The sequence below is a fragment of the Aeromonas sp. CA23 genome, assembly GCF_002587065.1.
Lineage (GTDB): Bacteria > Pseudomonadota > Gammaproteobacteria > Enterobacterales > Aeromonadaceae > Aeromonas > Aeromonas bestiarum.
The window spans coordinates 4,899,505-4,919,500 of the sequence record NZ_CP023818.1 but is presented as its reverse complement, the minus strand read 5'-3'; the positions used below and the strand labels follow the sequence as shown (position 1 = coordinate 4,919,500).

Annotated in this window: 20 protein-coding genes; 9 read left to right on the top strand and 11 right to left on the bottom strand. The window is 61.1% G+C overall.

Annotated elements, in window-relative coordinates; genetic code table 11:
• The first annotated feature begins 2 nt into the window (after positions 1-2).
• Together CK910_RS22605 and nqrM are read left to right on the top strand one after the other, a co-directional pair.
• The gene (locus tag CK910_RS22605) at positions 3-1,040 is read left to right on the top strand and encodes an FAD:protein FMN transferase (RefSeq protein WP_043554759.1); all 1,038 of its coding nucleotides are present in this window, start codon (positions 3-5) and stop codon (positions 1,038-1,040) included.
• A gap of 11 nt (positions 1,041-1,051) precedes the next feature.
• Entirely contained in the window at positions 1,052-1,276 is a 225-nt protein-coding gene (gene nqrM / locus CK910_RS22600; RefSeq protein ID WP_042867164.1) for a (Na+)-NQR maturation NqrM, read from the top strand.
• 90 nt (positions 1,277-1,366) lie between these two features.
• Here the strand turns inward: nqrM and CK910_RS22595 are convergent, their stop codons facing one another.
• The gene (locus CK910_RS22595; protein WP_098984779.1) at positions 1,367-1,585 is read right to left on the bottom strand and encodes a hypothetical protein; all 219 of its coding nucleotides are present in this window, start codon (positions 1,583-1,585) and stop codon (positions 1,367-1,369) included.
• Between the two features lie 132 nt (positions 1,586-1,717).
• On the opposite strand from CK910_RS22595, the gene dinB reads away from it, so the two are divergent.
• The 6 genes from dinB (at position 1,718) to rlmM (ending at position 8,383) form a co-directional block, all read left to right on the top strand.
• Entirely contained in the window at positions 1,718-2,770 is a 1,053-nt protein-coding gene (gene dinB, locus CK910_RS22590) for a DNA polymerase IV (RefSeq protein ID WP_098984778.1), read from the top strand.
• A gap of 66 nt (positions 2,771-2,836) precedes the next feature.
• Complete coding sequence (locus CK910_RS22585) at positions 2,837-4,978, top strand: methyl-accepting chemotaxis protein (protein ID WP_098984777.1); 2,142 nt, start codon at positions 2,837-2,839, stop codon at positions 4,976-4,978.
• Between the two features lie 283 nt (positions 4,979-5,261).
• A complete protein-coding gene (locus tag CK910_RS22580) occupies positions 5,262-6,182 on the top strand; it encodes a transcriptional regulator GcvA (RefSeq protein WP_043134445.1) in 921 nt (306 codons plus the stop codon).
• Positions 6,183-6,227: 45 nt separating this feature from the next.
• Positions 6,228-6,866 (top strand): alpha/beta fold hydrolase, encoded by a 639-nt coding sequence (locus CK910_RS22575; protein WP_098984776.1) that lies wholly within the window; start codon positions 6,228-6,230, stop codon positions 6,864-6,866.
• Between the two features lie 31 nt (positions 6,867-6,897).
• Complete coding sequence (locus CK910_RS22570; RefSeq protein WP_043134447.1) at positions 6,898-7,296, top strand: DUF423 domain-containing protein; 399 nt, start codon at positions 6,898-6,900, stop codon at positions 7,294-7,296.
• Positions 7,289-8,383, top strand: a complete 1,095-nt coding sequence (gene rlmM / locus CK910_RS22565; protein ID WP_043134451.1) for a 23S rRNA (cytidine(2498)-2'-O)-methyltransferase RlmM — start codon at positions 7,289-7,291, stop codon at positions 8,381-8,383. Before CK910_RS22570 ends, rlmM begins: the two co-directional genes overlap by 8 nt.
• Before the next feature lie 74 nt (positions 8,384-8,457).
• Here the strand turns inward: rlmM and CK910_RS22560 are convergent, their stop codons facing one another.
• From CK910_RS22560 to queF, 7 genes are all read right to left on the bottom strand, one after another.
• Positions 8,458-8,901, bottom strand: coding sequence for a hypothetical protein (locus CK910_RS22560; protein ID WP_098984775.1), 444 nt, complete (start codon positions 8,899-8,901; stop codon positions 8,458-8,460).
• A 121-nt stretch (positions 8,902-9,022) separates the two neighbouring features.
• Positions 9,023-10,030 (bottom strand): isocitrate dehydrogenase, encoded by a 1,008-nt coding sequence (locus CK910_RS22555; protein ID WP_098984774.1) that lies wholly within the window; start codon positions 10,028-10,030, stop codon positions 9,023-9,025.
• 163 nt (positions 10,031-10,193) lie between these two features.
• On the bottom strand, positions 10,194-11,003 hold the full coding sequence (xni, locus tag CK910_RS22550; RefSeq protein ID WP_172955405.1) for a flap endonuclease Xni: 810 nt from the start codon (positions 11,001-11,003) through the stop codon (positions 10,194-10,196).
• A 136-nt stretch (positions 11,004-11,139) separates the two neighbouring features.
• Positions 11,140-12,495, bottom strand: coding sequence for a nucleotide 5'-monophosphate nucleosidase PpnN (gene ppnN / locus CK910_RS22545; protein ID WP_011705076.1), 1,356 nt, complete (start codon positions 12,493-12,495; stop codon positions 11,140-11,142).
• Between the two features lie 150 nt (positions 12,496-12,645).
• Positions 12,646-14,265 (bottom strand): GGDEF domain-containing protein, encoded by a 1,620-nt coding sequence (locus CK910_RS22540; protein WP_098984772.1) that lies wholly within the window; start codon positions 14,263-14,265, stop codon positions 12,646-12,648.
• A 91-nt stretch (positions 14,266-14,356) separates the two neighbouring features.
• Positions 14,357-16,627 carry a hypothetical protein gene (locus CK910_RS22535; RefSeq protein WP_043134459.1) on the bottom strand — a complete coding sequence of 757 codons (2,271 nt, stop codon included), beginning with the start codon at positions 16,625-16,627 and terminating at the stop codon, positions 14,357-14,359.
• Between the two features lie 255 nt (positions 16,628-16,882).
• Positions 16,883-17,731, bottom strand: a complete 849-nt coding sequence (gene queF / locus CK910_RS22530) for an NADPH-dependent 7-cyano-7-deazaguanine reductase QueF (protein ID WP_098985210.1) — start codon at positions 17,729-17,731, stop codon at positions 16,883-16,885.
• Positions 17,732-17,908: 177 nt separating this feature from the next.
• Between queF and syd the strand changes: the two genes are divergently transcribed.
• Positions 17,909-18,457: a SecY-interacting protein gene (gene syd, locus CK910_RS22525; protein ID WP_098984771.1), complete on the top strand. Its 549-nt coding sequence runs from the start codon at positions 17,909-17,911 to the stop codon at positions 18,455-18,457.
• An 87-nt stretch (positions 18,458-18,544) separates the two neighbouring features.
• Here syd and CK910_RS22520 read toward each other — a convergent pair whose 3' ends face one another.
• The 3 genes from CK910_RS22520 to CK910_RS22510 form a co-directional block, all read right to left on the bottom strand.
• Positions 18,545-19,330, bottom strand: a complete 786-nt coding sequence (locus CK910_RS22520; protein ID WP_042867179.1) for a Zn-ribbon-containing protein — start codon at positions 19,328-19,330, stop codon at positions 18,545-18,547.
• Between the two features lie 6 nt (positions 19,331-19,336).
• Positions 19,337-19,642: a hypothetical protein gene (locus CK910_RS22515; RefSeq protein ID WP_098984770.1), complete on the bottom strand. Its 306-nt coding sequence runs from the start codon at positions 19,640-19,642 to the stop codon at positions 19,337-19,339.
• A gap of 100 nt (positions 19,643-19,742) precedes the next feature.
• Positions 19,743-19,979, bottom strand: a complete 237-nt coding sequence (locus CK910_RS22510; RefSeq protein ID WP_043134467.1) for a DUF2789 domain-containing protein — start codon at positions 19,977-19,979, stop codon at positions 19,743-19,745.
• Positions 19,980-19,996: the final 17 nt, after the last annotated feature.

Below are 19,996 nucleotides of genomic sequence, written 5' to 3'. Positions count from 1 at the left end.
CAATGCACAGTGTTGTAAAGACCTGGCTAGCCTTCGGGCTAGCCTTTTTCTTGACTGGGTGCGGTCAGGAAACGGTCCAATCCAAGCCGGAGATCCACATCACCGGCAGCACCATGGGTACCTACTACTCCATCAAGGTGGCGGACAACGTCATCACGGATCCGGCCAAGTTCCAGGCCGAGGTCGATGTCTTGCTGGAGCGGGTCAACGACCAGATGTCGACCTATCGTCCCGACTCCGAGCTGTCGCGTTTCAACCAGCACCGCAGCTCGACCCCAGTGGTGGTCTCTCGCGATACCGCGCGTGTGGTGACTGAATCCCTGCATCTGGGCCGTGAGAGCCGCGGCGCGCTGGACGTGACCGTCGGTCCCCTGGTCAATCTGTGGGGTTTCGGGCCGGATGCCCGCCCGACCAAGATCCCGTCCGAGGAGCTGATCACCCAGACCCGCCAGAAGACAGGTCTGGGCAATCTGCACGTGATCACCTCCGCCGATGCCGATACCCTGCAAAAGGACATTCCGGATCTCTACGTGGATCTCTCCGCCATCGCCAAGGGCTTTGGGGTGGACAAGGTGGCCGAGTATCTGGAAGCCATGGGGTCTCACAACTATCTGGTGGAGATCGGCGGTGAGCTGCGCATCAATGGCGTCAACGGCAAGGGTCACCCCTGGCGCGTGGCCATCGAGAAGCCGACCGCCAATGCCGGCTCGGTGCAGGAAGTGATAGTGGCCGGTGACAACGGGGTTGCCACCTCGGGTGAATACCGCAACTATTACGAGATGGACGGCCAGCGTTTCTCCCACACCATAGATCCCATGACGGGCAAGCCCATCCAGCATCGCATGGTGTCGGTGACCGTGATCCACCCCTCCTGCATGACGGCAGACGGGCTGGCGACCGTGTTCATGGTGCTCGGGCCCGAGAAGAGCCTGGCCTATGCCAAGGAGCGCGGGCTGGCTATCTTCGTGATCACCAAGACGGCCGATGGCTTTGAAGAGGCGTATTCAGATGCCTTCAAACAGTATCTGGTTAGAAAGTAAGAGGCAGTAGCATGCAGATTTTCTTGATCACCTTCGGGGTGTTTCTGGCGGTCGTGGTGGCCATGGCCATAGGTTACATCTTCCAGAAGAAGACCATCTCAGGTTCCTGCGGTGGGCTGGGCACGATCGGCATCGAGAAAGAGTGCGATTGTCCGGAGCCCTGTGACAACCGCAAGAAGAAGATGGCCAAGGAAGAGGCCCGTCGCAAGATGCTGATCGACAACCGGATCATCTGAGCGGGTCGGGGGCCGAAGTCGTATTCGGACCCATGCTGGATAACAGGCGGGCTGACCTTGTGGTCAGCCCGCTTTTTTATGGCGGTGTGCTCAGTAGTCGTATTGGCGACAGGCTTTCTTGTTGAACTCTGCCTGCCAGCGCGCCAGTTCTTCCCGTGTTCCCAGCTCGTCACCCTGCTTGATGGCCTTTTCCAGTGCCGCTATGCGGTCATACAGCCAGCTGCATTCGGCAGTCGGGTTGTCCTTGCTGCTGCCAGGCTGCGACAGCAGGCAGAACCCCAGCCCTAATCCCAGCCAGAGTGCTTTCATCTCGTCCTCCTTGACCCATGGGGTGGTGAATGGTGCCTTAAGAGTCTATGCCTGTTCGTCGCTTCATGCCGATGGCAGAAACGGCAGCGCTGGGTTAGCATAGGCAGGTTACCTGTTTATCCGTACAGTGGTATGCGCAAAATCATTCACATCGACATGGACTGCTTCTACGCGGCGGTAGAGATGCGGGACAATCCGGCCCTGCGCGAGGTGCCGCTGGCCATCGGCGGCTCGGCAGACAGGCGCGGCGTCATCTCGACCTGCAACTATGTGGCGCGCCGTTTCGGGGTGCGTTCCGCCATGCCGAGCGGCCTGGCCAAGAAGCTCTGCCCGCCGCTGGTGCTCATCCCCGGCCGGATGGCGCTCTACAAGGAGATCTCCCGCCAGCTGCGTGCCATCTTCCTGCGCTACACCGAGCTGGTGGAGCCGCTTTCCCTCGACGAAGCCTATCTCGACGTCACCGACAGCCCCTGCTGTGGCGGCAGTGCCACCCTGATGGCGGCCGAGATCCGTCACGCCATAGTGACCGAGCTCGGGTTGACCGCCTCGGCCGGGGTGGCACCGAACAAGTTTCTGGCCAAGCTGGCCTCGGAGCAGCGCAAGCCCGACGGCCTGTTCGTGATAAAGCCGAATGAGGTGGATGAGTTCGTGCGCCAGCTGCCGTTGGCCAAGCTGCCGGGGATTGGGCGCAAGACGGCCGATCGGCTGGAGTCCCAGGGGCTTTACTCCTGCGAGGATGCGAGAGTGCTCAGCAGCGAGGAGCTGATCGCCCGATTCGGCAAGCTGGGAGAGATGCTGACGGGGCGGATCTGGGGCCATGACGATCAGCCCGTGCAGGCCCAGCGAGTGCGCAAGACCATAGGCGTGGAGACAACCCTGGCCAGCGACGTGCTGGATGAGGCCGCCTGCTGGCAGGTGCTGAGCCGGCTCATTCCCGAGCTGGAGCTGCGCTTTGCCAAGGCCTGCCCGGCAGAGGCGCTGATGGGGCAGGGGATCAAGCTCAAGTTTGCCGATTTTCAGCAGACCACAGTCTATCGCCGTGGCGGCTATCAGCCCGAGCTGTTTCACGATCTGCTCCATGAGGGGCTGCTGCGGGCACAGGGCAAGCCGATCCGGTTGCTCGGGCTGGTGGTCGGGCTGCCCCGTGACGGAGAAGTTAACCAGCTCAGCCTGGATTTCGCCTGATAGGTTAAGTTTTTGTTTCCAAAACCGATACACTGAGCACATCTGTATGAAGTTAGGAATGGTGGTATGAGTTCTCTTTCTGTTCAGGGGCGCATTACCCTGATCGCCGGTTGTTGTTTGTTGGCCAGTGCCGGTGCCCTGGTCGCTTCTTCTCTCTATAGCGCCGCCCGGATGCAGGATCAGGTGCTGACCTCCACCACTGAGGAGGCGCAGCGTTCGGCCGAGAACTGGATGAAGGCGATGGGATCCGAGCAGGCGGCCAAGGTCACCAGTTATCTGGATGAGGCCTATTTCCGCACCACCCTGCTGGCGCAGGGGATCCTGTTCCAGCGCAAGAATGCGGCCGACAATTTCGGCTCCTCCGAGACGCTGCGTGGCGCCGTCAATCAGCAACTGCACGATGCGGCGGCCTCCTCGGCCAATCTGCTTGGTGTCTATGCGGTGTTCGAGCCGGATCAGCTCGACGGGGAGGACAGCAACTACCATGGCTCCAGTGCGCTTGGGGCCAACGACAAGGGGCGCTTCTCCACCTATTGGGCCCGGGTCGACGGCAAGATAGAACCCGAGGTACAAAACGAATCCGTGTTGGCGGACGAGAGTCCAACGGCGGCCGGCGGAGTGGAGAACGAATGGTATCGCTGCAGCATCCGCAGCAAGGCGCTCTGTCTGCTCGAACCTTATCTCGACGATGTGGGGTCGCAGAAGGTGCTGATGACCTCGGTGACAGTCCCCCTGCTGGAGCAGGAGACCCTGCTTGGCATGGTCGGGGTCGATATCTCGCTGGCCACCTTGCAAAACCTGGTCAAAGAGATGGATCAGGCGCTCTATGACGGTCAGGGCAAGGTGCTGCTGGTCAGTCACGAAGGGCGCGCCGCCGGGGTGGATGGCTTTGACGTGACCCTGGGCAGCCCGCTTGGCCAACAATACCAGGCGCTGGCCGGCGATCTGACCGGCTGGCTCGGCCAGGGGCAGACCATGACCCGCTGGAGCCCGGACGGTTCTTTGCTGCAAACCTTCGTGCCGGTCAGGATGCGCGGCACGGCGCAGACATGGGGCATCTATATCGAGCTGCCCCGCAGCGTGGTGCTGGCCTCGGCCCGTCAGCTGCAAGAGGATCTCTCCAGCCAGGCCAATCGTAGCGTGGTCACCCAGCTGGTGATCGGCGGCGTGATCTCGGCGATCGGGCTGCTCTGCATCTGGCTGATGGCTCATCAGATAGTGGCACCCATCCGCGCCGTGGTGGCCCGCCTCAAGGACATAGCCACCGGGGAGGGGGATCTGACCCAGCGCATCGACTTGCATCGCGATGACGAAATAGGTGAGCTGGCCAAATGGTTCAACAGCTTCCTCAACAAGTTGCAGACCACCATCAGTCAGGTGATAGACACGGTTGCCGGCACCCGCGCCAGTGCTGAGCAGGCGGCCCAGGTTGCCGAGCGCACCAGCGCCGGCATGCAGGCCCAGTATCAGGAGGTGGATCTGGTGGCGACCGCCTTCGAAGAGCTGAGCGCCACCGCGCTGCAGGTGGCGGGCAACGCCAACTCGGCGGTGGCGGCAGCCAACCAGGCCGATACCTCGGCGCAGGAGGGCAAGTATGTGGTGGCCGATACCCAGGAGGCGATGCGCAAGCTGATGGCGGTGATCAGTGACGCCAAGCCGGTGGTGGAGCGGCTTTCCGCCAACAGCGAGAACATCAACGACATCCTGGTGGTGATCCAGGGAATCGCCGAGCAGACCAACCTGCTGGCGCTGAACGCGGCCATCGAGGCGGCGCGGGCCGGTGAGCAGGGGCGTGGCTTCGCCGTGGTGGCGGATGAGGTGCGCAATCTGGCGGGGCGTACCCAGAACGCCATCGTCGAGATCCAGACCCTCATAGGGCAGTTGCAATCCGGTACCCAGGCCGTGGTCAAGGCGATCATGACGGGCCACAGCCAGGCGGATGTGACGCTGACAAAGGTGGATCTGTCGGTCAGCGTGCTGGAGCAGATCATCCATGCGGTGGCGACCATACATCAGATGAACGAGCAGATTGCCCGGGCGGCGCAGGAGCAGAGCGGGGTGGCGGACGAGATCAATCGCAACGTCAGCAACATTCGCGATGTGAGCCACACCATACGGGCCGAGGCGGCGACCTCCGCCGAAAACGGGCGCGAGTTGTCGGCGCTGGCGGACAAACAGCAGCAGCTGGTGGGGCAGTTCAAGGTATAGGGATAAGAAAAAAGGCGCCATCCAACCGGAGGCGCCAAACACATTCAGATGACAGACTGGGTTAAATCGGTCCGATTTAAGCCCCTCTTCCCGCAGAGGAAGAAACACAACACCACAATCGCAGACCACTGACTCACAAAAATCACATGTAAACCAACATGGAAGAGAAAAAGTGAGCCATATGACAACGGATTGCGAAGCGAATTATGTTTATTCACTGGTCGGCCCGCAACCGACAAATTATAATGCGGCCCATTAGAAAAACTCATCGTCGGCTGGTCTCATGTCTCGTCGTTTACCCCCGCTCAATGCACTGAAAGCATTCGAAGCCGCGGCTCGTCACTTAAGCTTCACCCGGGCTGCGGAAGAACTGTTCGTGACCCAGGCTGCCATCAGTCACCAGATCAAGGCGCTGGAGGAGTATCTCGGCATCAAGCTGTTTCGCCGCAAGAACCGCTCCCTGCTGCTGACCGAAGAGGGGCAGGGCTACTTCCTCGATATCAAGGACATCTTCAGCTCCATCTCGGAGGCGACCGACAAGCTGCTGGCCCGCAGTGCCAAGGGGGCGCTCACCGTCTCTCTGCAGCCGAGTTTTGCCATCCAGTGGCTGGTGCCCAGGCTGGTGAAGTTCAGCGAACGCCATCCGGACATAGATGTGCGGATCAAGGCGGTGGACATGGACGAGGGGTCGCTCACCGACGATGTGGACGTGGCCATCTACTACGGCCGTGGCAACTGGCCTGGGCTGAGATCCGACAAGCTGCACACCGAATACCTGATCCCCGTCTGTTCGCCGCTGCTGCTGACTGGCCCCAAGCCTCTGCGCACCCCGGATGATCTGACCCGTCATACCTTGCTGCACGATACCTCCCGCCGTGACTGGAAGGCCTGGTTTCGCCAGCTCGACATAGATGCCCCCAACGTCAATCAGGGGCCCATCTTCAGCCACTCGACCATGGTGATCCAGGCGGCGATCCACGGCCAGGGGGTAGCGCTCGGTCACAGCGTGCTGGCCCAGCCCGAAATAGAGGCCGGTCGCCTCATCTGCCCGTTCGAACAGGTGCTGGTGAGCAAGAACGCCTTCTACCTGGTGTGCCAGGAGCAGCAGTCGGATCAGGGCAAGATAGTGGCCTTCCGCGACTGGATGCTGGAGCTGGTGGAGCAGGAGGAGGCCCGTCGCCGGGCACGGCTCGCCGATGCATGAGGCCTGATGGGTGTGCACTGAGGTGATTGCGTGAGAGAGGACGTCATGACTGAGGTGATAAGGGAGGGGGCAAGCGATGCCCCCGTTCGCATTTTGCTGGCTCACGGCGCTGGTACCGGCATGGAACACGCCTTTCTCGCCGAGCTGTCACGCCTGCTGGCGGGCACCGATATCGAGGTGGTGCGTTTCAACTTCCCCTACATGAGCAAACGGGCTCTGGATGGCAAGCGCAGGCCGCCGGACAGAGCGCCCGTGTTGCTCGACCATTGGCGTCAGATGATCCGCGAGTTTGCCCATCCAAGACTGTTTCTGGCGGGCAAGTCCATGGGGGGACGCATGGCGGCAGAGCTGTATCGCGAAGGAGAGGATGAGATGAATGCTGCAGGATTGCTCATTCTCGGGTATCCTTTCCACCCCCCGGCCAAGCCCGACAGCTGGCGGGGCGAAGTGCTCAAGCAGATCAAGACGCCGACCCTGCTGTTGCAAGGGGAGCGCGATACCTTCGGCACGCGCGCCGAACTGGCAGATTTTCCCTTCTCACCCCACGTATCGGTCCACTGGCTGACCGATGGTGACCATGGCTTCAAACCGCGAAAGGCGAGTGGAGTGAGCGAGCAGGAGAACCTGCAACAGGCGGCCGATCGGATAAAAAGCTTTATCGCCGCCACTCGGGTTGAGGCCTGACGGTGGTGAGCGAGACGAGGAGGAGCCAAGGATGCAGATCCAGCGAGAGTTTCAGCGGCATTGGTTGGTGTTGGCTGGCCTGTTTGGCCTGACGGCAACCCTGCTGGGGGCCTACGGTGCCCACGGCCTGGCGGCGAGCGGCATCACGCCTTCGCTGCTGGCGGCGTTCAACACAGCCGTACAATATCAGTTTTTTCACGCACTGGCCCTGCTGGTGCTGGGTTGGTGCGGTGTGCGCAGCAAGGTGATCACCTTTGCGGGCTTCGCATTTGTGCTGGGGATCCTCGGATTCTCCGGCAGTATTTACGCCATGGTGCTGCTCGGCAGCAAGGGGCTGGGGCTCATTACCCCGGCCGGTGGCCTCTGTTTTATGTTGGGATGGGCGGCTCTGATATGGGCTGGCTGTCGTCTTGGAGGAAAAAATGAATAATCTGCTGCTTTATTGCCGCCCCGGTTTTGAGAAAGAGGCGGCGGCAGAGATCACCGAACGTGCCAGTAACATGCAGTGTTACGGTTTCGCCCGGGTCAAGGACGACAGCGGTTATGTGATATTCGAGCTGTATGACGAGGAGCAGGCCGATCTGCTGGCCCGCAAGCTGCCGTTCAAGGAGCTCATCTTCATCCGCCAGATGCTGGTGGTGACCCATGAGCTGAAGGATCTGGATCTCTCCGACCGGATCTCTCCCATCCTGGAGGCGGCCGCCAGCTATACCATCTGCGGCGATCTGCGGGTGGAGACAGCCGACACCAACGAGGCGAAAGAGCTGTCGGCCTTCTGCCGCAAGTTCACAGTGCCGCTTCGTCAGGCGCTGCGCAGCAACGAGCTGCTGACCAAGAAGGAGACGCCGCACCGTCCGGTGTTCCACGCCTTCTTCATGGCCAACGATCACCTGCTGATCGGTTACTCCTACTCGTTCAACAACTCCGAATTCCACATGGGCATCCCGCGTCTGCGCTGCCCGCCGGATGCCCCGAGCCGCTCCAGCCTCAAGCTGGAAGAGGCCTTCTACGTGTTCGTGCCACGGGAAGAGTGGGACCTGCGCCTCACCTCCGGCATGAAGGCGGTCGATCTGGGTGCCTGCCCGGGTGGCTGGACGCATCAGCTGGTGCGTCGCGGCATGATGGTAACCGCGGTGGATAACGGCACCATGGCCCCCTCCCTGATGGATACAGGCCAGGTGAAGCACCTGCGTGACGACGGTTTCGTGTGGCGTCCCAGCAAGAAGAACATCTACTGGCTGGTGTGCGACATGGTGGAGAAGCCGGCACGGGTTGTTCACATGATTGCCGACTGGTTCCGCGAGAACGACTGCCAGGAGGCGGTGTTCAACCTCAAGCTGCCGATGAAGAAGCGCTACGCCGAAGCTGTGCACAACATAGAAGTGTTGCGCGGCCTGCTCAAGGAGATCGACAACGCCTTCGTCATCCAGGCCAAGCAGCTCTACCACGATCGCGAAGAGATCACGGTACACGTCTACAACAAGTACTGGGTCTCCAAGCTGGAAGCCAAGGACTGACGTCCGGCGCCTTGCCGTGAACGGAAAACAGGACCGACAGCAGAGATGCTGTCGGTCCTGTCGTTTATGCAGGCCTAGAAGCGATAGTCAAAGCGCAGGGAGGACTCGCCGTCGGTGAGCTTGAGCTCTATGTCGAGGGGGATGGAGCGATCGGTCGGGCTGAACTCCAGCTTGACCCCGTTGCCGCGCAACTTGATGGAGGTGTTCATGCCACCGGCCTTGAACTTGATCCTGGGTTTGTGCTGCTCGAAGGAGAGGCTCACGCTCTTTTCGGCGGTCAGGTTCAGCTTCTGATAGGGGGTGACCTGGCTGTTGCCATTGCTGTCGGTCACTATGTCCACCCCGAAGGAGAGCGGTTTGGGCGCCTTGAGCAGCTCGTTTGTATCCATGGTGGAGCGCCAGACCTGGCTGGCTTGCTGGGTGCCGGATGCCGGTAGTTCTTTCCAGGCATTGTCGACCGGTCTGTCTACTGCCATGACACTGCTGCTGATGAGCAGCAGGCTGAAAATAGCGCGCATAATGGATCTCCTTATCCCTTATCTATTGAACATAGTAGCCAATCGATGAGGGGGGTAGCGCGCCGCGAGATAAAACAAAGGGAGCCGAGGCTCCCTTTTAAAATCAATACATTAGACTAGATTACAGCCGATCTATGATGGACTGGGTGAACTCGCTGGTGGAGGCCGTGCCCCCCAGATCCCGGGTGACCCGATCGCCGGATTCTATGGTGGCGCGCACTGCTTCCCGGATGCGTTCAGCCTTGTCCTGCATGCCCAGATATTCCAGCATCTGGATGGAGGCGAGGATCACCGAGGTCGGGTTGGCGATGTTCTTGCCGGCGATATCCGGTGCCGAACCGTGCACCGCTTCGAAGATGGCGGCGCCATCCCCTATGTTGGCGCCCGGCGCCATGCCGAGGCCACCCACCAGACCGGCGCACAGATCCGAGAGGATGTCGCCGAACAGGTTGGTGGTGACCATGACGTCGAACCGCTCCGGGTACATCACCAGGTTCATGCAGGCGGCATCGACGATCATCTCCTCGCTCTGGATATCCGGATAGCGGGCTGCCACTTCACGGGCCACTTCCAGGAACAGGCCCGAGGTGGACTTGAGGATGTTGGCCTTGTGGATGATGGTGACCTTCTTGCGCCCTTCCTGACGGGCCAGCTCGAAGGCGAACTTGACGATGCGTTCGGCTCCATCACGGGTGATGATGCTCATCGCCTCGGCGCTCTGGTTGTCATCGCTGCGCTTCTGGCCGGCACCCGAGTACATGCCCTCGGTGTTCTCCCGTACCGTGATGATGTCGATGTTGTCGTAACGGCTGCGGGTACCCTTGAAGGAGATGACGGGGCGGACGTTGGCGTAGAGGTTGAATTTCTTGCGCAGGGAGACGTTGATGGAGGTGAAGCCGCCGCCGACCGGGGTGGTGAGCGGGCCTTTCAGGCTGACCTTGTTCTTCTCGATCAGATCCAGGGTGGCCTGGGGCAGCAGCTCGCCGTGCTTCTCCAGCGCGACCAGACCGGCATCCGCATACTCGTATTCGAAGTCACAACCGGCGTGGGTCAGGATCTGGATGGCGGATTCTATGATGCTGGGGCCAATGCCGTCGCCCGGGATGACGGTAATTTTTCTTTTTGACATGAGAGGTATCCACTTCTAGGGAACAGAGGGGGAGGATTCGGCCGTTTTATACCATTTCTACACCTAACCCTCCATGTTTCTTTACATTCTATCTGCTTTTGTCAACAGCAAGGGTGAGTCCCGTCATGATTGGCAGGATTGCTGGGGCATGGTGGGAGGCCTGTCAGGCCTCGCTGTCGGGCACGGGAGGATAGCGTATCTCCCGCAGGTTGAACCCCAGCGGAATATCCCGCTGCAGCTGCACCAGCCGCTGGGCCAGCAGGGCCTCATCCTGGTGCTGGCGCAGCTTGAGCAAGGGCTTGGCTGCGCCCTCCTGCTGACAGGCCGCGAGTAGTGCCGACAGGCTGCCATGTTGTTGCAGCAACTGAGTCGCTGTCTTGGGGCCTATGCCGGGCACCCCCTTGATGTTGGAGCCACCTATACCGGTCAGGGCCCAGAAATCCACCAGTTGCGCCGGCGCTACCCCATATTGCTGCTCGACGAAGGCGGCATCCAGCCAGCGCTTGTTGAAGTAGTCGCGGATCTGGATCTGCGGGCAGATAAGTTGGCAGAACCCCTTGTCGGTGGAGATGATGGTGGCCCTGGCGCTGTGCTGGGCAATGCCGGTGGCCAGGGTGGCGATCAGGTCATCCGCCTCGTCGGTCTGGGAGAGCAGGGCATCCACGCCACACTCCCAGAACGCATCCTGCAAGCTGTTCAAGCCTTCGCGCAGCTCGACCGGCATGGGGGTTCGCCCCTCCTTGTAGGCCGGATAGACCTCTTTGCGCCAGCTGTGCACCTCGCCGTCAAATACCGCTATGGCGTGGGTCGGCTCGCTGCCGGCCAGCAGCTTGCGGCAGGTGTTGATGAGGTTGGCACGGGTGGCGATCAGCGCCTGGGCCGGGGTCAGCGCCTGCTGGGCTTGCACCGCATGCAGACGACGGATGAGGTTGAGGGCATCTATGATGAGCAGGTGCGGCCTGATAGTTGACATGGGACACTCTTGGCGGTCGAGACGCACCATTGTAACAAACAGGCCGGCCTGGTGGGGGATTGATGGCATTTGCGTGCCAGAGGCCGGTAAAAAAGGGGCGCCAATGCGCCCCTATTTTCGTATTGCGATGCCAGCCTTAGCGCACTATCTCGTAGCAGGGCACGTACTGGCTGCCCGGCAGCTTCATCCGTTGCTGCTTGACGAAGCTCTCCAGCAGCTTGTCCATCAGGTGCATCAGCTCCTTGTCGCCGTGCAGCTTGAAGGGACCCTTCTTCTCGATGGCGCGAATGCCCCCTTCCTTGACGTTGCCGGCGACTATGCCGGAGAAGGCACGGCGCAGGTTCGCCGCCAGTAGCTGGGGCGGCTGGTTGCGGTGCAGATCCAGGCTGGCCATGTTGGCGTGATCCGGCTCGAACGGCAGCTGGAACTCGGGCTCGATCTTGAGGGACCAGTTGAAGGAGTAGGCATCGCCGACCGATTTGCGATATTCGCGGATCTTGGGCATAGCCTCCTTCATCACCCTGGCCACTTCCGGCGCATCGCCGACGATGATCCGGTAGAGGCTGGTGGCAGGTTCGCCCAGGGTCGCCTTGACGAAGTCATCGATGGCGCGGAAGTAGTCGGCGCTCTCCTTCGGGCCGGTCAGGATGATCGGCATGGGCTGCCGCTCGTTGGCCGGGTGCATCATGATGCCAAGCAGGTAGAGCAGCTCTTCGGCTGTGCCGACTCCGCCCGGGAATATGATGATGCCGTGGCCCAGACGGACGAAGGCCTCCAGCCGCTTCTCTATGTCCGGCAGTATCACCAGCTCGTTGACGATGGGGTTGGGCGGCTCGGCGGCTATGATGGACGGCTCGGTCAGGCCTATGTAACGGCCGTTTCGCACCCGCTGCTTGGCGTGGCCGACGGCGGCGCCCTTCATGGGCCCTTCCATGGCACCCGGGCCGCAGCCGGTGCAGATGTTGAGCTCGCGCAGCCCCAGTTCGCTACCCACCGCGCGGGTGTACTGGTACTCGATCTCGTTGATGGAGTGGCCGCCCCAGCAGACCACCAGGTTGGGATCCGCACCCGGCAGGATCGCCTTGGCGTTGCGCAGTATGGCGAACACCACGTTGGAGATGTGGGTGGAGCTGGTCAGGTTGACCAGCCGGTTCGACTCCAGCTGGGTCGAGACATAGAGGATGTCGCGCAGCACGGAGAAGAGGTGCTCCTGAATGCCGCGGATGATCTCGCCATCCACAAAGGCGTGTTCGGGGGCATTGAACAGTTCGAGTTTGACCCCGCGCTCGCGCCGGATCACATGAATATCAAAGGATTTGAAGCGCTCCAGTATCTCTTTGGAGCTGTCGGTATGGCTACCTGAGTTGAGCACTGCCAGCGAGCAGTTGCGAAACAGTTGATAGATATCGCTGGAGGCTGTTTGTTTGAGGCGATCCACCTCGAGTTGTGACAGCAAGTCCATGCTGCCGACAGGATTGATGTGCGTAATCATAGGTTCCCCTTTCACTCGCTTGTTATCGTTGTGCTTTTCCCTGGGGAGAAAACGGGATGCCCTGTGGCACCCCTTGAATTTGATAGTAGATGTAAGCGGTGGGGCAGGGGAATAGGGGAGAAGTGCGTTTGCTGCTTTTTTAGCCTGCCATCAGGCCAGATTGACCTGATCCCGGCCCGAATTCTTGGAGCTGTAGAGCGCCTTGTCGGCCCGCTCGAACGCATCCGTGGTGTGATCCCCTTCCCGGAACAGGGTGGCACCGATGGAGATGGTGATCTCGACCCTGGCATCGCGAAAGCGGAACGGGATGCTCTTGATGGTCTGGCGCAGGGTCTCCAGCGGCTTCTGGTACTTGTCCGGGTTGATGTTCGGCAGCAGCACCACGAACTCCTCACCGCCGAAGCGGGCGATGAAGTCGGTGTCACGCAGAGCCCCCTGCAGCGCCTTGGCAACCACCTTCAACGCCTTGTCACCGGCCATGTGGCCGTAGTTGTCGTTGATGTTCTTGAAGTGATCTATGTCGATGATGGCCAGGCACAGCGGCGTGCTGTAGCGCAGCCAGCGCTTGTATTCGAGTTCGAGCCGCTCGTCGAGGGCCGCCCGGTTGTGCACCTGGGTCAGGCTGTCGAGGAACAGCTTGTGCTTCTGGATGGTGAGCCGCTTCTTGTATTCGGCGGTCTCCTCCTTCATCAGCCGCAGCTTGGCCTCCATGGTGGAGAGGCGGGTGAGCAGGTGGCGCTCGCGGGCGGCCATGGCTTCCCTGTCCTGCAACAGCAGGTCGATGGCGCCCATGTGGCCCGAGATGGCGCCCTTGAGCTCATCGAGGGAGTCATGGCTGGCCAGGGTATGGTCGATGGCCCGCAGCTCCTTGTCTATGGCCTGACGGGTATCCTGGGTGGCGCTTTGCAGGGCGCGTCCCTCGTCGAGGGATTCGGTGAAGCTGAAATGCACAGCCGAGAGGCTCTCGTTGAGGGTGCTGAGAAACGCCTGGGAGGATTTTCGCTCCTCGCGGGTTCCCTCTATGATGAGCTCGATGATCTGCAGGCAGATCTCGGCCAGCAGCGGCGGCGTGATGCCACCCAGCAGCTGGCGACGGATATCCGCCAGGCTCTCGCCGACGGCACCGGCAAAGTCCAGCTCGGTGATGAGCCGCTGCAACTCGTCGGCGATGTGGGCGTGGGTCTTGGCATCAAACGGGATGGTTGGCTCGGGGGACGAGAGTTCGGCTATGGCCACGGCCGGCGTGCTGGCAACGGGGGCCGGAGCCAGCAGGGGCTGGGTCGGCAGCAGCTGGATCTTGATGGCCTGCTGGTAGAACTCCAGCAGCCGGATCACCTTCTTCTGATGATCGCCTATGCCATAGCCATCCGGGCTCGCCAGAAACTCCTTGAGGGACTTGCGGGTATCCTCCGGGAAGCCCTTGATGGATTTGAGCTGTTTGGAGCCAAGGTCGATGGCGGACTTGGTCAGGGTGATGGACTCTTCCAGCGCGTTGCCGTGTTGCTGCAACAGCTTCTCGATGACGGCGAGATCGGCGTCGAGGGCGGAGAGCGGTGGATTGCCATCGAGTTTTTGCTTGAGCTTGGCGAGCTTGTTGTCCAGCTCGCGATCGTGGCCGCGACAGGCCTGCATCAACTTGCCGATGAACTGGATGCTGCGGGCGCGCTCGGTGTCGGAGAAAGAGACGATGCCGTCGAGCTCCAGCTGCTTTTGCTGAAGGGATTCCCTGAGTCTGGCCAATTGTCCTGCTACGGCAGCGATATCATTCATTATTCAGGTCGCCCTGTTGTCATTATCGTTTTTGTGTTGGATAGCAACGGCGGTCGAACCCAGTTCCAGACCCAGTTGATTATCTATATCGTCATTGGTCATCCGGCGCTTTCGTCCGTGAAAGTCGAAGCCAATTAACCCATTGCTTTTCATGAGAAGAATTTACTTTTACCAGTCCCTTGTCAATTGCCATCAAGCAGCATTGCCACACATCCCCATTAAAAAACGCGGCCTGTTGGCAATCGATGGCGGCCAGCTCCAGCCAGACACTTTGCTGGTGTTTTTCACTGAGCTGAATGGCTCCGGCCAGTGCCAGATAACAGAGATCGAACAGGCCGTGGTGATCGAGGGCGGTCGCCGCCTTGGGCAGGAAGGGGTGGCTGACGATGCCGAGGCTGATGTGGCGATCCAGCGGGTGCTGGCAGGGGAAGGCGGCAAAGGCCGCGAGCAGATCCTGGGCCAGCCGGTGCAGGTCTTCCACATGGCGCTGGGGCACCACGTAGAGCAGGTGGCCTTCACGCAGATCGTAGATGCGCCCATCCTGCGGCGTCAGCCCGTTGACATAGCTGCCAAAGGCCTGCTCTATCTCGCGGCTCACCTGATAGCCGTGCTGCTCCAGGCTGTTGACCAGGAAGGGCACCCGAAACAGCAGATAGTGCAGCTTGTCGTCAAATTCGCTGGTGGGCAGCTCGCTCAGATACCAGCGCTCTGATTTTTGCTGGCGTCTGGCCATCTCGCGCGGCCAGCGGCTCATCAGCCGCTGCCAGTTGGCAAGGCCGGTGCGCGGCTCGATCAAGATGGCCTCACCCAGCTGCTTGCCTTGCAGGCGGGCGACCCTGAGCTTGAGCCAGAGGGTGAAGAACAGATAGATGAACAGGGTCAGCAGCAGGCCCGTGATGACGCTCGACCAGAGGTAGCGATCCTGCTGGTGCCGGCTGGTATCTAGCTGTTGTTCCAGCTCCTTGATCTGCTGCTCCCGCTCCACCTGGACATAGTTGTCGCGGATCGCTTCCTGCTCCAGATCGACCTGCTGCTGGCGCACCTGCTCGCTGCGCTGGTGGAAATTCTTGTAGCTGTCCAGCGCCTGCTTGAGGTAGCCCTTCTGTTCGTAGGCCACAGAGAGCAGCCGGAAGATCTCGAACTGGCGCTGGGCATCGCCGATCTGGTTGGCAAGCGCCAGCGCGTTTTCCAGCTGCAGGATGGCGATGCCGCCCTCCTTCTGCTTGAGGTGCAGCTCACCCAGCAGCAGCAGGGTGTCGATCAGCGGCTCCTTGTCGTCGCCCAGCTCGTGGGACTGGCGGGCCGCTGTGAGGTAGTTGCGGGCTAGGGTCAGGTTGCCGGTTTGCAGATAGGTCTTGCCTATCTCGTACTTGAGATTGGCGATGCGGGTGCGATTGTTGCCCTCATCCAGCAGATCCAGCGCATTGAAGAAGTAGACCAGCGCCATGTTCATCTCGCCCTGATCCCGGTTGAGGCGGGCGAGCACGATCAGCGCATCGCTGAGCAGGGAGGGGTTGCCGAGGGCATGGAAGTAGTTGGCGGCCTCATTGGCGTATTGCAGCGCCTTCTGTGGCTCCTGCTCCGCCTGATAGAGGTTCACTATCTGGTTCGACAGCAGCCCGAGGAAGAGGGGATCCTGCAGTCCCCTGGCCTGTTGCTGGGCGTCGATATAGTCGCCTAGCGAGAGCTGGGGCTGCCTGAGGGCATGGTAGAGATCGCCGCTCACCGCGCTGACCCAGGCGCTGGCCAGCGGCTCCTTGGTCTTGTTCGCCCAGCGCCTAGCCTCGGCCAGTTGGCGTTTGGCCTCGTCGAACTGGTGCGCCTCTATGCTGGCGTTGGTGCGCAGCAAGCGGCTGTAGACCTGAAGCTGGCTCTCTTTGAGGCTGGGATTGCTGAGCAGGGTCTCCAGCTGGCCGAGCAGGCCAGCGCTGGCGCCATGGGAGTGATCCTGCAGATTCTGGCTGCGGATCTTGAGATAGAGGCCGTGAGCCTGCAACTCCAGTTGCTGCTCCTTGGCGGCCATGGCGATGCCCTGATCGAGCGACTTCTGTGCCGCCTGGAACTGGCCCAGTTGCAGCAGACACTCCCCCTTGAGCAGGTGAGCACCTGTGGCCTGGGCGGCCGTACCATAGCTCAGCAGTGGCTCGCGATAGCCGTACTCCTGGCGATTGCTGATGATTTGCTTGGGATTATTGGCTGTGCGTGTCAGGAAGGCCGAGGTGATCTGGACACATCTGGCAGGATCGGTGAGCACCAGGGTCTGGGCCTGCTGCAGATCGATAGACAACTGCTCCTTGGCCAGATCCAGATCAGGAGCCGACAGGGAGGACATCATCATTGCCAGAAAAAACAGTTGATTCATTGGATTAAGGACAGCACAGGGGTGTGGGCATGTTATCCAAGCCCCCCCCTGCCCGTCCAGCGTTTACTGGCGGGGATGGGGGAAGGGGTCTGGTATCCAAGCCCCTTGTTGTCAGCCGCGTCCAGCGTGGACTGGCAGTGACAGGGGAAGGGGCCTGGTATTCAAGCCCTTCCTGTCTGCCGCGTTCGACGTTTACTGGCAGAGATAGAGGAGGGGCTCGGTATCCAGGCTCCTTCCCGTCAACTGCCCCGACGTTTACTGGCGGATAAGGCGCAGGTTGGCGGGGGGAACTTCCCAGTCGCTGCGGAACGGGTTGATATCCAGTCCGCCACGGCGGGTATAGCGGGCATAGACGGTCAGCTGGCTCGGGCGACAGAAGTGCTTGAGATCGGTGAAGATCCGCTCGATGCACTGCTCGTGGAACTCGTTGTGCTGGCGAAACGAGATGAGGTAACGCAGCAGTTTTTCCCGATCGAGGCGCGGGCCGCGATAGTGGATCACCACGGATCCCCAGTCCGGCTGGCTGGTCACCAGACAGTTGGACTTGAGCAGGTGGCTGTGCAGTGTCTCTTCCACCTCCTCGTTGCTCGCCGCCCCCTGCAGCAGCTCGGCATCGAACTCGTAGCAGTCCACCTCTATGTCTTGCTCATCGATGCACTCCCCCGGCAGGGTCGCAATGTGGTGGGGTGCCTGGGTCAGCGGGAACAGGGTGACGCTCACATCGCTGCCGGCGCAGGCACTCAGATCCTTGACCAGCAGCGCCTGTACCGCTTCCAACGAGTCGCAACGGGTCTGGTTGAAGGAGTTGAGGTAGAGCTTGAACGACTTGGATTCGATGAGGTTCGCGCTGGTCGCCGGGACTGAGACCTCGCCGACGGCCACCATGGGCTTGCCTCTGGCATTGAGCCAGGAGAGCTCGTACAGGGTCCAGATGTCACAACCCTGGAACGGCAGCGTGCCGGTCAGGCCGAGGTCGTCGCGGTTCAGGCTGCGCGGTACCGGCTGCAACAGGGCCGGGCTGTACTGGCTGATGTAGGCGGACTGCTGACCCAGGCTCAGCCCCTGCAAGGCGCTGGCACCTGCGTATCTCTCTTGTTTGCTCATGTGTTTGATGATCCGGACGTTGAATGGGCCATTGCGCTGGCAGCGGCTGGGGCCCTTGCCCCAGGTCGGCGTCGCGGGAGGATAGCCACCCAGTGGCGGCGTCTCGCGCTTCACCTTGTCTGCTCACGGCTTTGATGGTGCAATAGCGGACTTTGGCAGCAATTGTGGGGAATTTCGATGTCGGATCAAGTCTTGTCTGCCCTGGAACACTTTTTTTTACGCTGGCAGCGTGATGGCGAGGCAAGGCGGGGACTGCCCCTGTGTGAATGGGAGGCTGACTGGCGCTCCCCTTGCGAGCTGGATGAACCCAGAGAGGGACGGGTCGCCTGGCGTCCGCAGCAGCGCAGTGAACCCGCTGATTTCACGGCCATGGCCGATGCGCTGGAGCTGGTGCTGCATCCCGCTGCCCTTGCCCTGTTTGGCCACTGGTTCAGCCGCCCCATCCCTTGTTCCTACAAGGGGTTGCGCCTTGAGTTGATCCTGCCGTGGAACGAGGCGGATCTGGACCTGCTCAGGGAGAACCTGATCGGCCACCTGCTGATGCTGCGCAAGTTGAAGCGTGCGCCATCTATCTTCATCGCCACCACCCGCAACGAGATGACGCTTATTTCCCTTGATAACGAGAGTGGTCAGGTGTGGCTGGAGTGGCTCGACTCGGGTCGCCGTCTGGCGCTGGCGCCCTCCCTGCCCGAGTTTCTCGCGCGGCTGGAGACATTGCCGCAATAAGGGGCCTTGTACAAACCCGAACGAAAAGAGCCTTGCCGCTTGGCAAGGCTCTTTTTCATTGTCCCTTTATCACGGCTGGCGTGGCCCCTAATCCTTGAAGTCCCAGGAGAGGTTGGAGACCAGCCGGCAGGGATCGCACTTGAAGTCGAAGATCTCGTGCAGCGGTTCGGTTAGCGCCCATTCACCGCCACAGCCGGGGCAGGGGCGAGCCTTCTCTTCGGCGGCGCTCAGCCCGCCGACCCGGTAGAGGTAGTAATAGGTAGGAATGCCGCTCAGGGCCTCCAGCCGCTTGCCGAGATCGCTGCCGCGGCGTTGCAGTCGGCTGCCTACCTCGCCGATTTCGTGCAATGCCGCGTGTTCGGCGATGGAGCCGTTCATCTGCAGCTGATCACACGCCTCCCAATCCTCTTGCCACTTGATGATCTGCTTGTGGTCGCCGTTGGCGATGGCCGGCAGCCGGTAGAGCGGTATGGGGGCGAAGTGGTCGCCACAACGCAGTGGCGAGCAGGTGTGCAGGAAGCTGGTGTAGAGCAGCATCCAGCTCGGCCGCTCGTCGGTGTGGCCGCAAGGATCCGTGCTGTCGGAGAGCAGATCCACCCCTTGCAGCTGGAGTTTTGGCGCGAGCAGTCCCGCCTGATTGAGCTGCTGTTCAGCCAGTGCCACCTGTTCGCTCTGGTTGTCCGGGTGCAGGCTGTCTTGCTCGGGGCAGACCACCCGGCTGATGAACTGACCCTGCTGCATGCTGGTGGGAAACTCCCGGCCAAGGATCTGGCCCTGATAGCGCAGCATGTCCAGGTAGTTGACTATGGCCCGCTCGGCCTCACCGAGGGAGGTATCGCGATAGCATTCAAAGCTGAGTTCGAGAATGTACATGGGGGCTCAGTCCGGCTGGCGTTGAAGCAGCAGGGCGGTCAGGCGATCGACCTTCTGCTCGAGCCGGTTGAGCTGCTCGCTCAACTGTTGCAGGCTGACGGCATCGGCCGCCAGCTCGGGCTTGGCAACCGCAGGCGTGGTGGCCTCGGATGATTCTGTGGGCTGGGGTTGCTGTTTCCACTGGCTCAGCACTTTCAGCAGCTCGGCCATGGGCACGGGCTGGCTGAGGCGAGCCTTGACCATGGCGGTGGAGGGGGCGATCCCCTTCGCGGCCAGTTCGTTGGCAATGCGGATGATCTCTTGGGCGGACATGGGGGCTCCTGCGCAGGATGGCGGTGATACGGGCTGGACGGGGCACAGAGCTTAACCAAACCGCCTTCGTCTGGAAAGCGGGCTGGCGAGAGGAGGAGGCTCAATCGGTCTGGCGCAGCAGCACATCCAGCTGATCGATGGCTTCCGACCAGTCCGAATCATCCCAGAGCGCATCGCGCAGGAAGTTGGCCTGGGACTGGGTCCAGAAAGCGGCCTCGGGCAGCAGGGTCTGATTGTCCAGCCTGTGTTCGTGGATAAAGCGGTGCAGGTTCAGCTCGTCGTTGGCCAGGCCCAGCTGGGCAAACAGGGCGGACAGGTCGTGGGTCAGGAATTCCATCTCATCTCTCCCGGGGG

Excerpts from the sequence above, each read along its gene's own strand:
- CK910_RS22605 (WP_043554759.1), top strand. The coding sequence starts at position 3 with ATGCACAGTGTTGTAAAGACCTGGCTAGCCTTCGGGCTAGCCTTTTTC.
- nqrM (WP_042867164.1), top strand. The coding sequence starts at position 1,052 with ATGCAGATTTTCTTGATCACCTTCGGGGTGTTTCTGGCGGTCGTGGTG.
- CK910_RS22595 (WP_098984779.1), bottom strand. The coding sequence starts at position 1,585 with ATGAAAGCACTCTGGCTGGGATTAGGGCTGGGGTTCTGCCTGCTGTCG.
- dinB (WP_098984778.1), top strand. The coding sequence starts at position 1,718 with ATGCGCAAAATCATTCACATCGACATGGACTGCTTCTACGCGGCGGTA.
- CK910_RS22585 (WP_098984777.1), top strand. The coding sequence starts at position 2,837 with ATGAGTTCTCTTTCTGTTCAGGGGCGCATTACCCTGATCGCCGGTTGT.
- CK910_RS22580 (WP_043134445.1), top strand. The coding sequence starts at position 5,262 with ATGTCTCGTCGTTTACCCCCGCTCAATGCACTGAAAGCATTCGAAGCC.
- CK910_RS22575 (WP_098984776.1), top strand. The coding sequence starts at position 6,228 with ATGACTGAGGTGATAAGGGAGGGGGCAAGCGATGCCCCCGTTCGCATT.
- CK910_RS22570 (WP_043134447.1), top strand. The coding sequence starts at position 6,898 with ATGCAGATCCAGCGAGAGTTTCAGCGGCATTGGTTGGTGTTGGCTGGC.
- rlmM (WP_043134451.1), top strand. The coding sequence starts at position 7,289 with ATGAATAATCTGCTGCTTTATTGCCGCCCCGGTTTTGAGAAAGAGGCG.
- CK910_RS22560 (WP_098984775.1), bottom strand. The coding sequence starts at position 8,901 with ATGCGCGCTATTTTCAGCCTGCTGCTCATCAGCAGCAGTGTCATGGCA.
- CK910_RS22555 (WP_098984774.1), bottom strand. The coding sequence starts at position 10,030 with ATGTCAAAAAGAAAAATTACCGTCATCCCGGGCGACGGCATTGGCCCC.
- xni (WP_172955405.1), bottom strand. The coding sequence starts at position 11,003 with ATGTCAACTATCAGGCCGCACCTGCTCATCATAGATGCCCTCAACCTC.
- ppnN (WP_011705076.1), bottom strand. The coding sequence starts at position 12,495 with ATGATTACGCACATCAATCCTGTCGGCAGCATGGACTTGCTGTCACAA.
- CK910_RS22540 (WP_098984772.1), bottom strand. The coding sequence starts at position 14,265 with ATGAATGATATCGCTGCCGTAGCAGGACAATTGGCCAGACTCAGGGAA.
- CK910_RS22535 (WP_043134459.1), bottom strand. The coding sequence starts at position 16,627 with ATGAATCAACTGTTTTTTCTGGCAATGATGATGTCCTCCCTGTCGGCT.
- queF (WP_098985210.1), bottom strand. The coding sequence starts at position 17,731 with ATGAGCAAACAAGAGAGATACGCAGGTGCCAGCGCCTTGCAGGGGCTG.
- syd (WP_098984771.1), top strand. The coding sequence starts at position 17,909 with ATGTCGGATCAAGTCTTGTCTGCCCTGGAACACTTTTTTTTACGCTGG.
- CK910_RS22520 (WP_042867179.1), bottom strand. The coding sequence starts at position 19,330 with ATGTACATTCTCGAACTCAGCTTTGAATGCTATCGCGATACCTCCCTC.
- CK910_RS22515 (WP_098984770.1), bottom strand. The coding sequence starts at position 19,642 with ATGTCCGCCCAAGAGATCATCCGCATTGCCAACGAACTGGCCGCGAAG.
- CK910_RS22510 (WP_043134467.1), bottom strand. The coding sequence starts at position 19,979 with ATGGAATTCCTGACCCACGACCTGTCCGCCCTGTTTGCCCAGCTGGGC.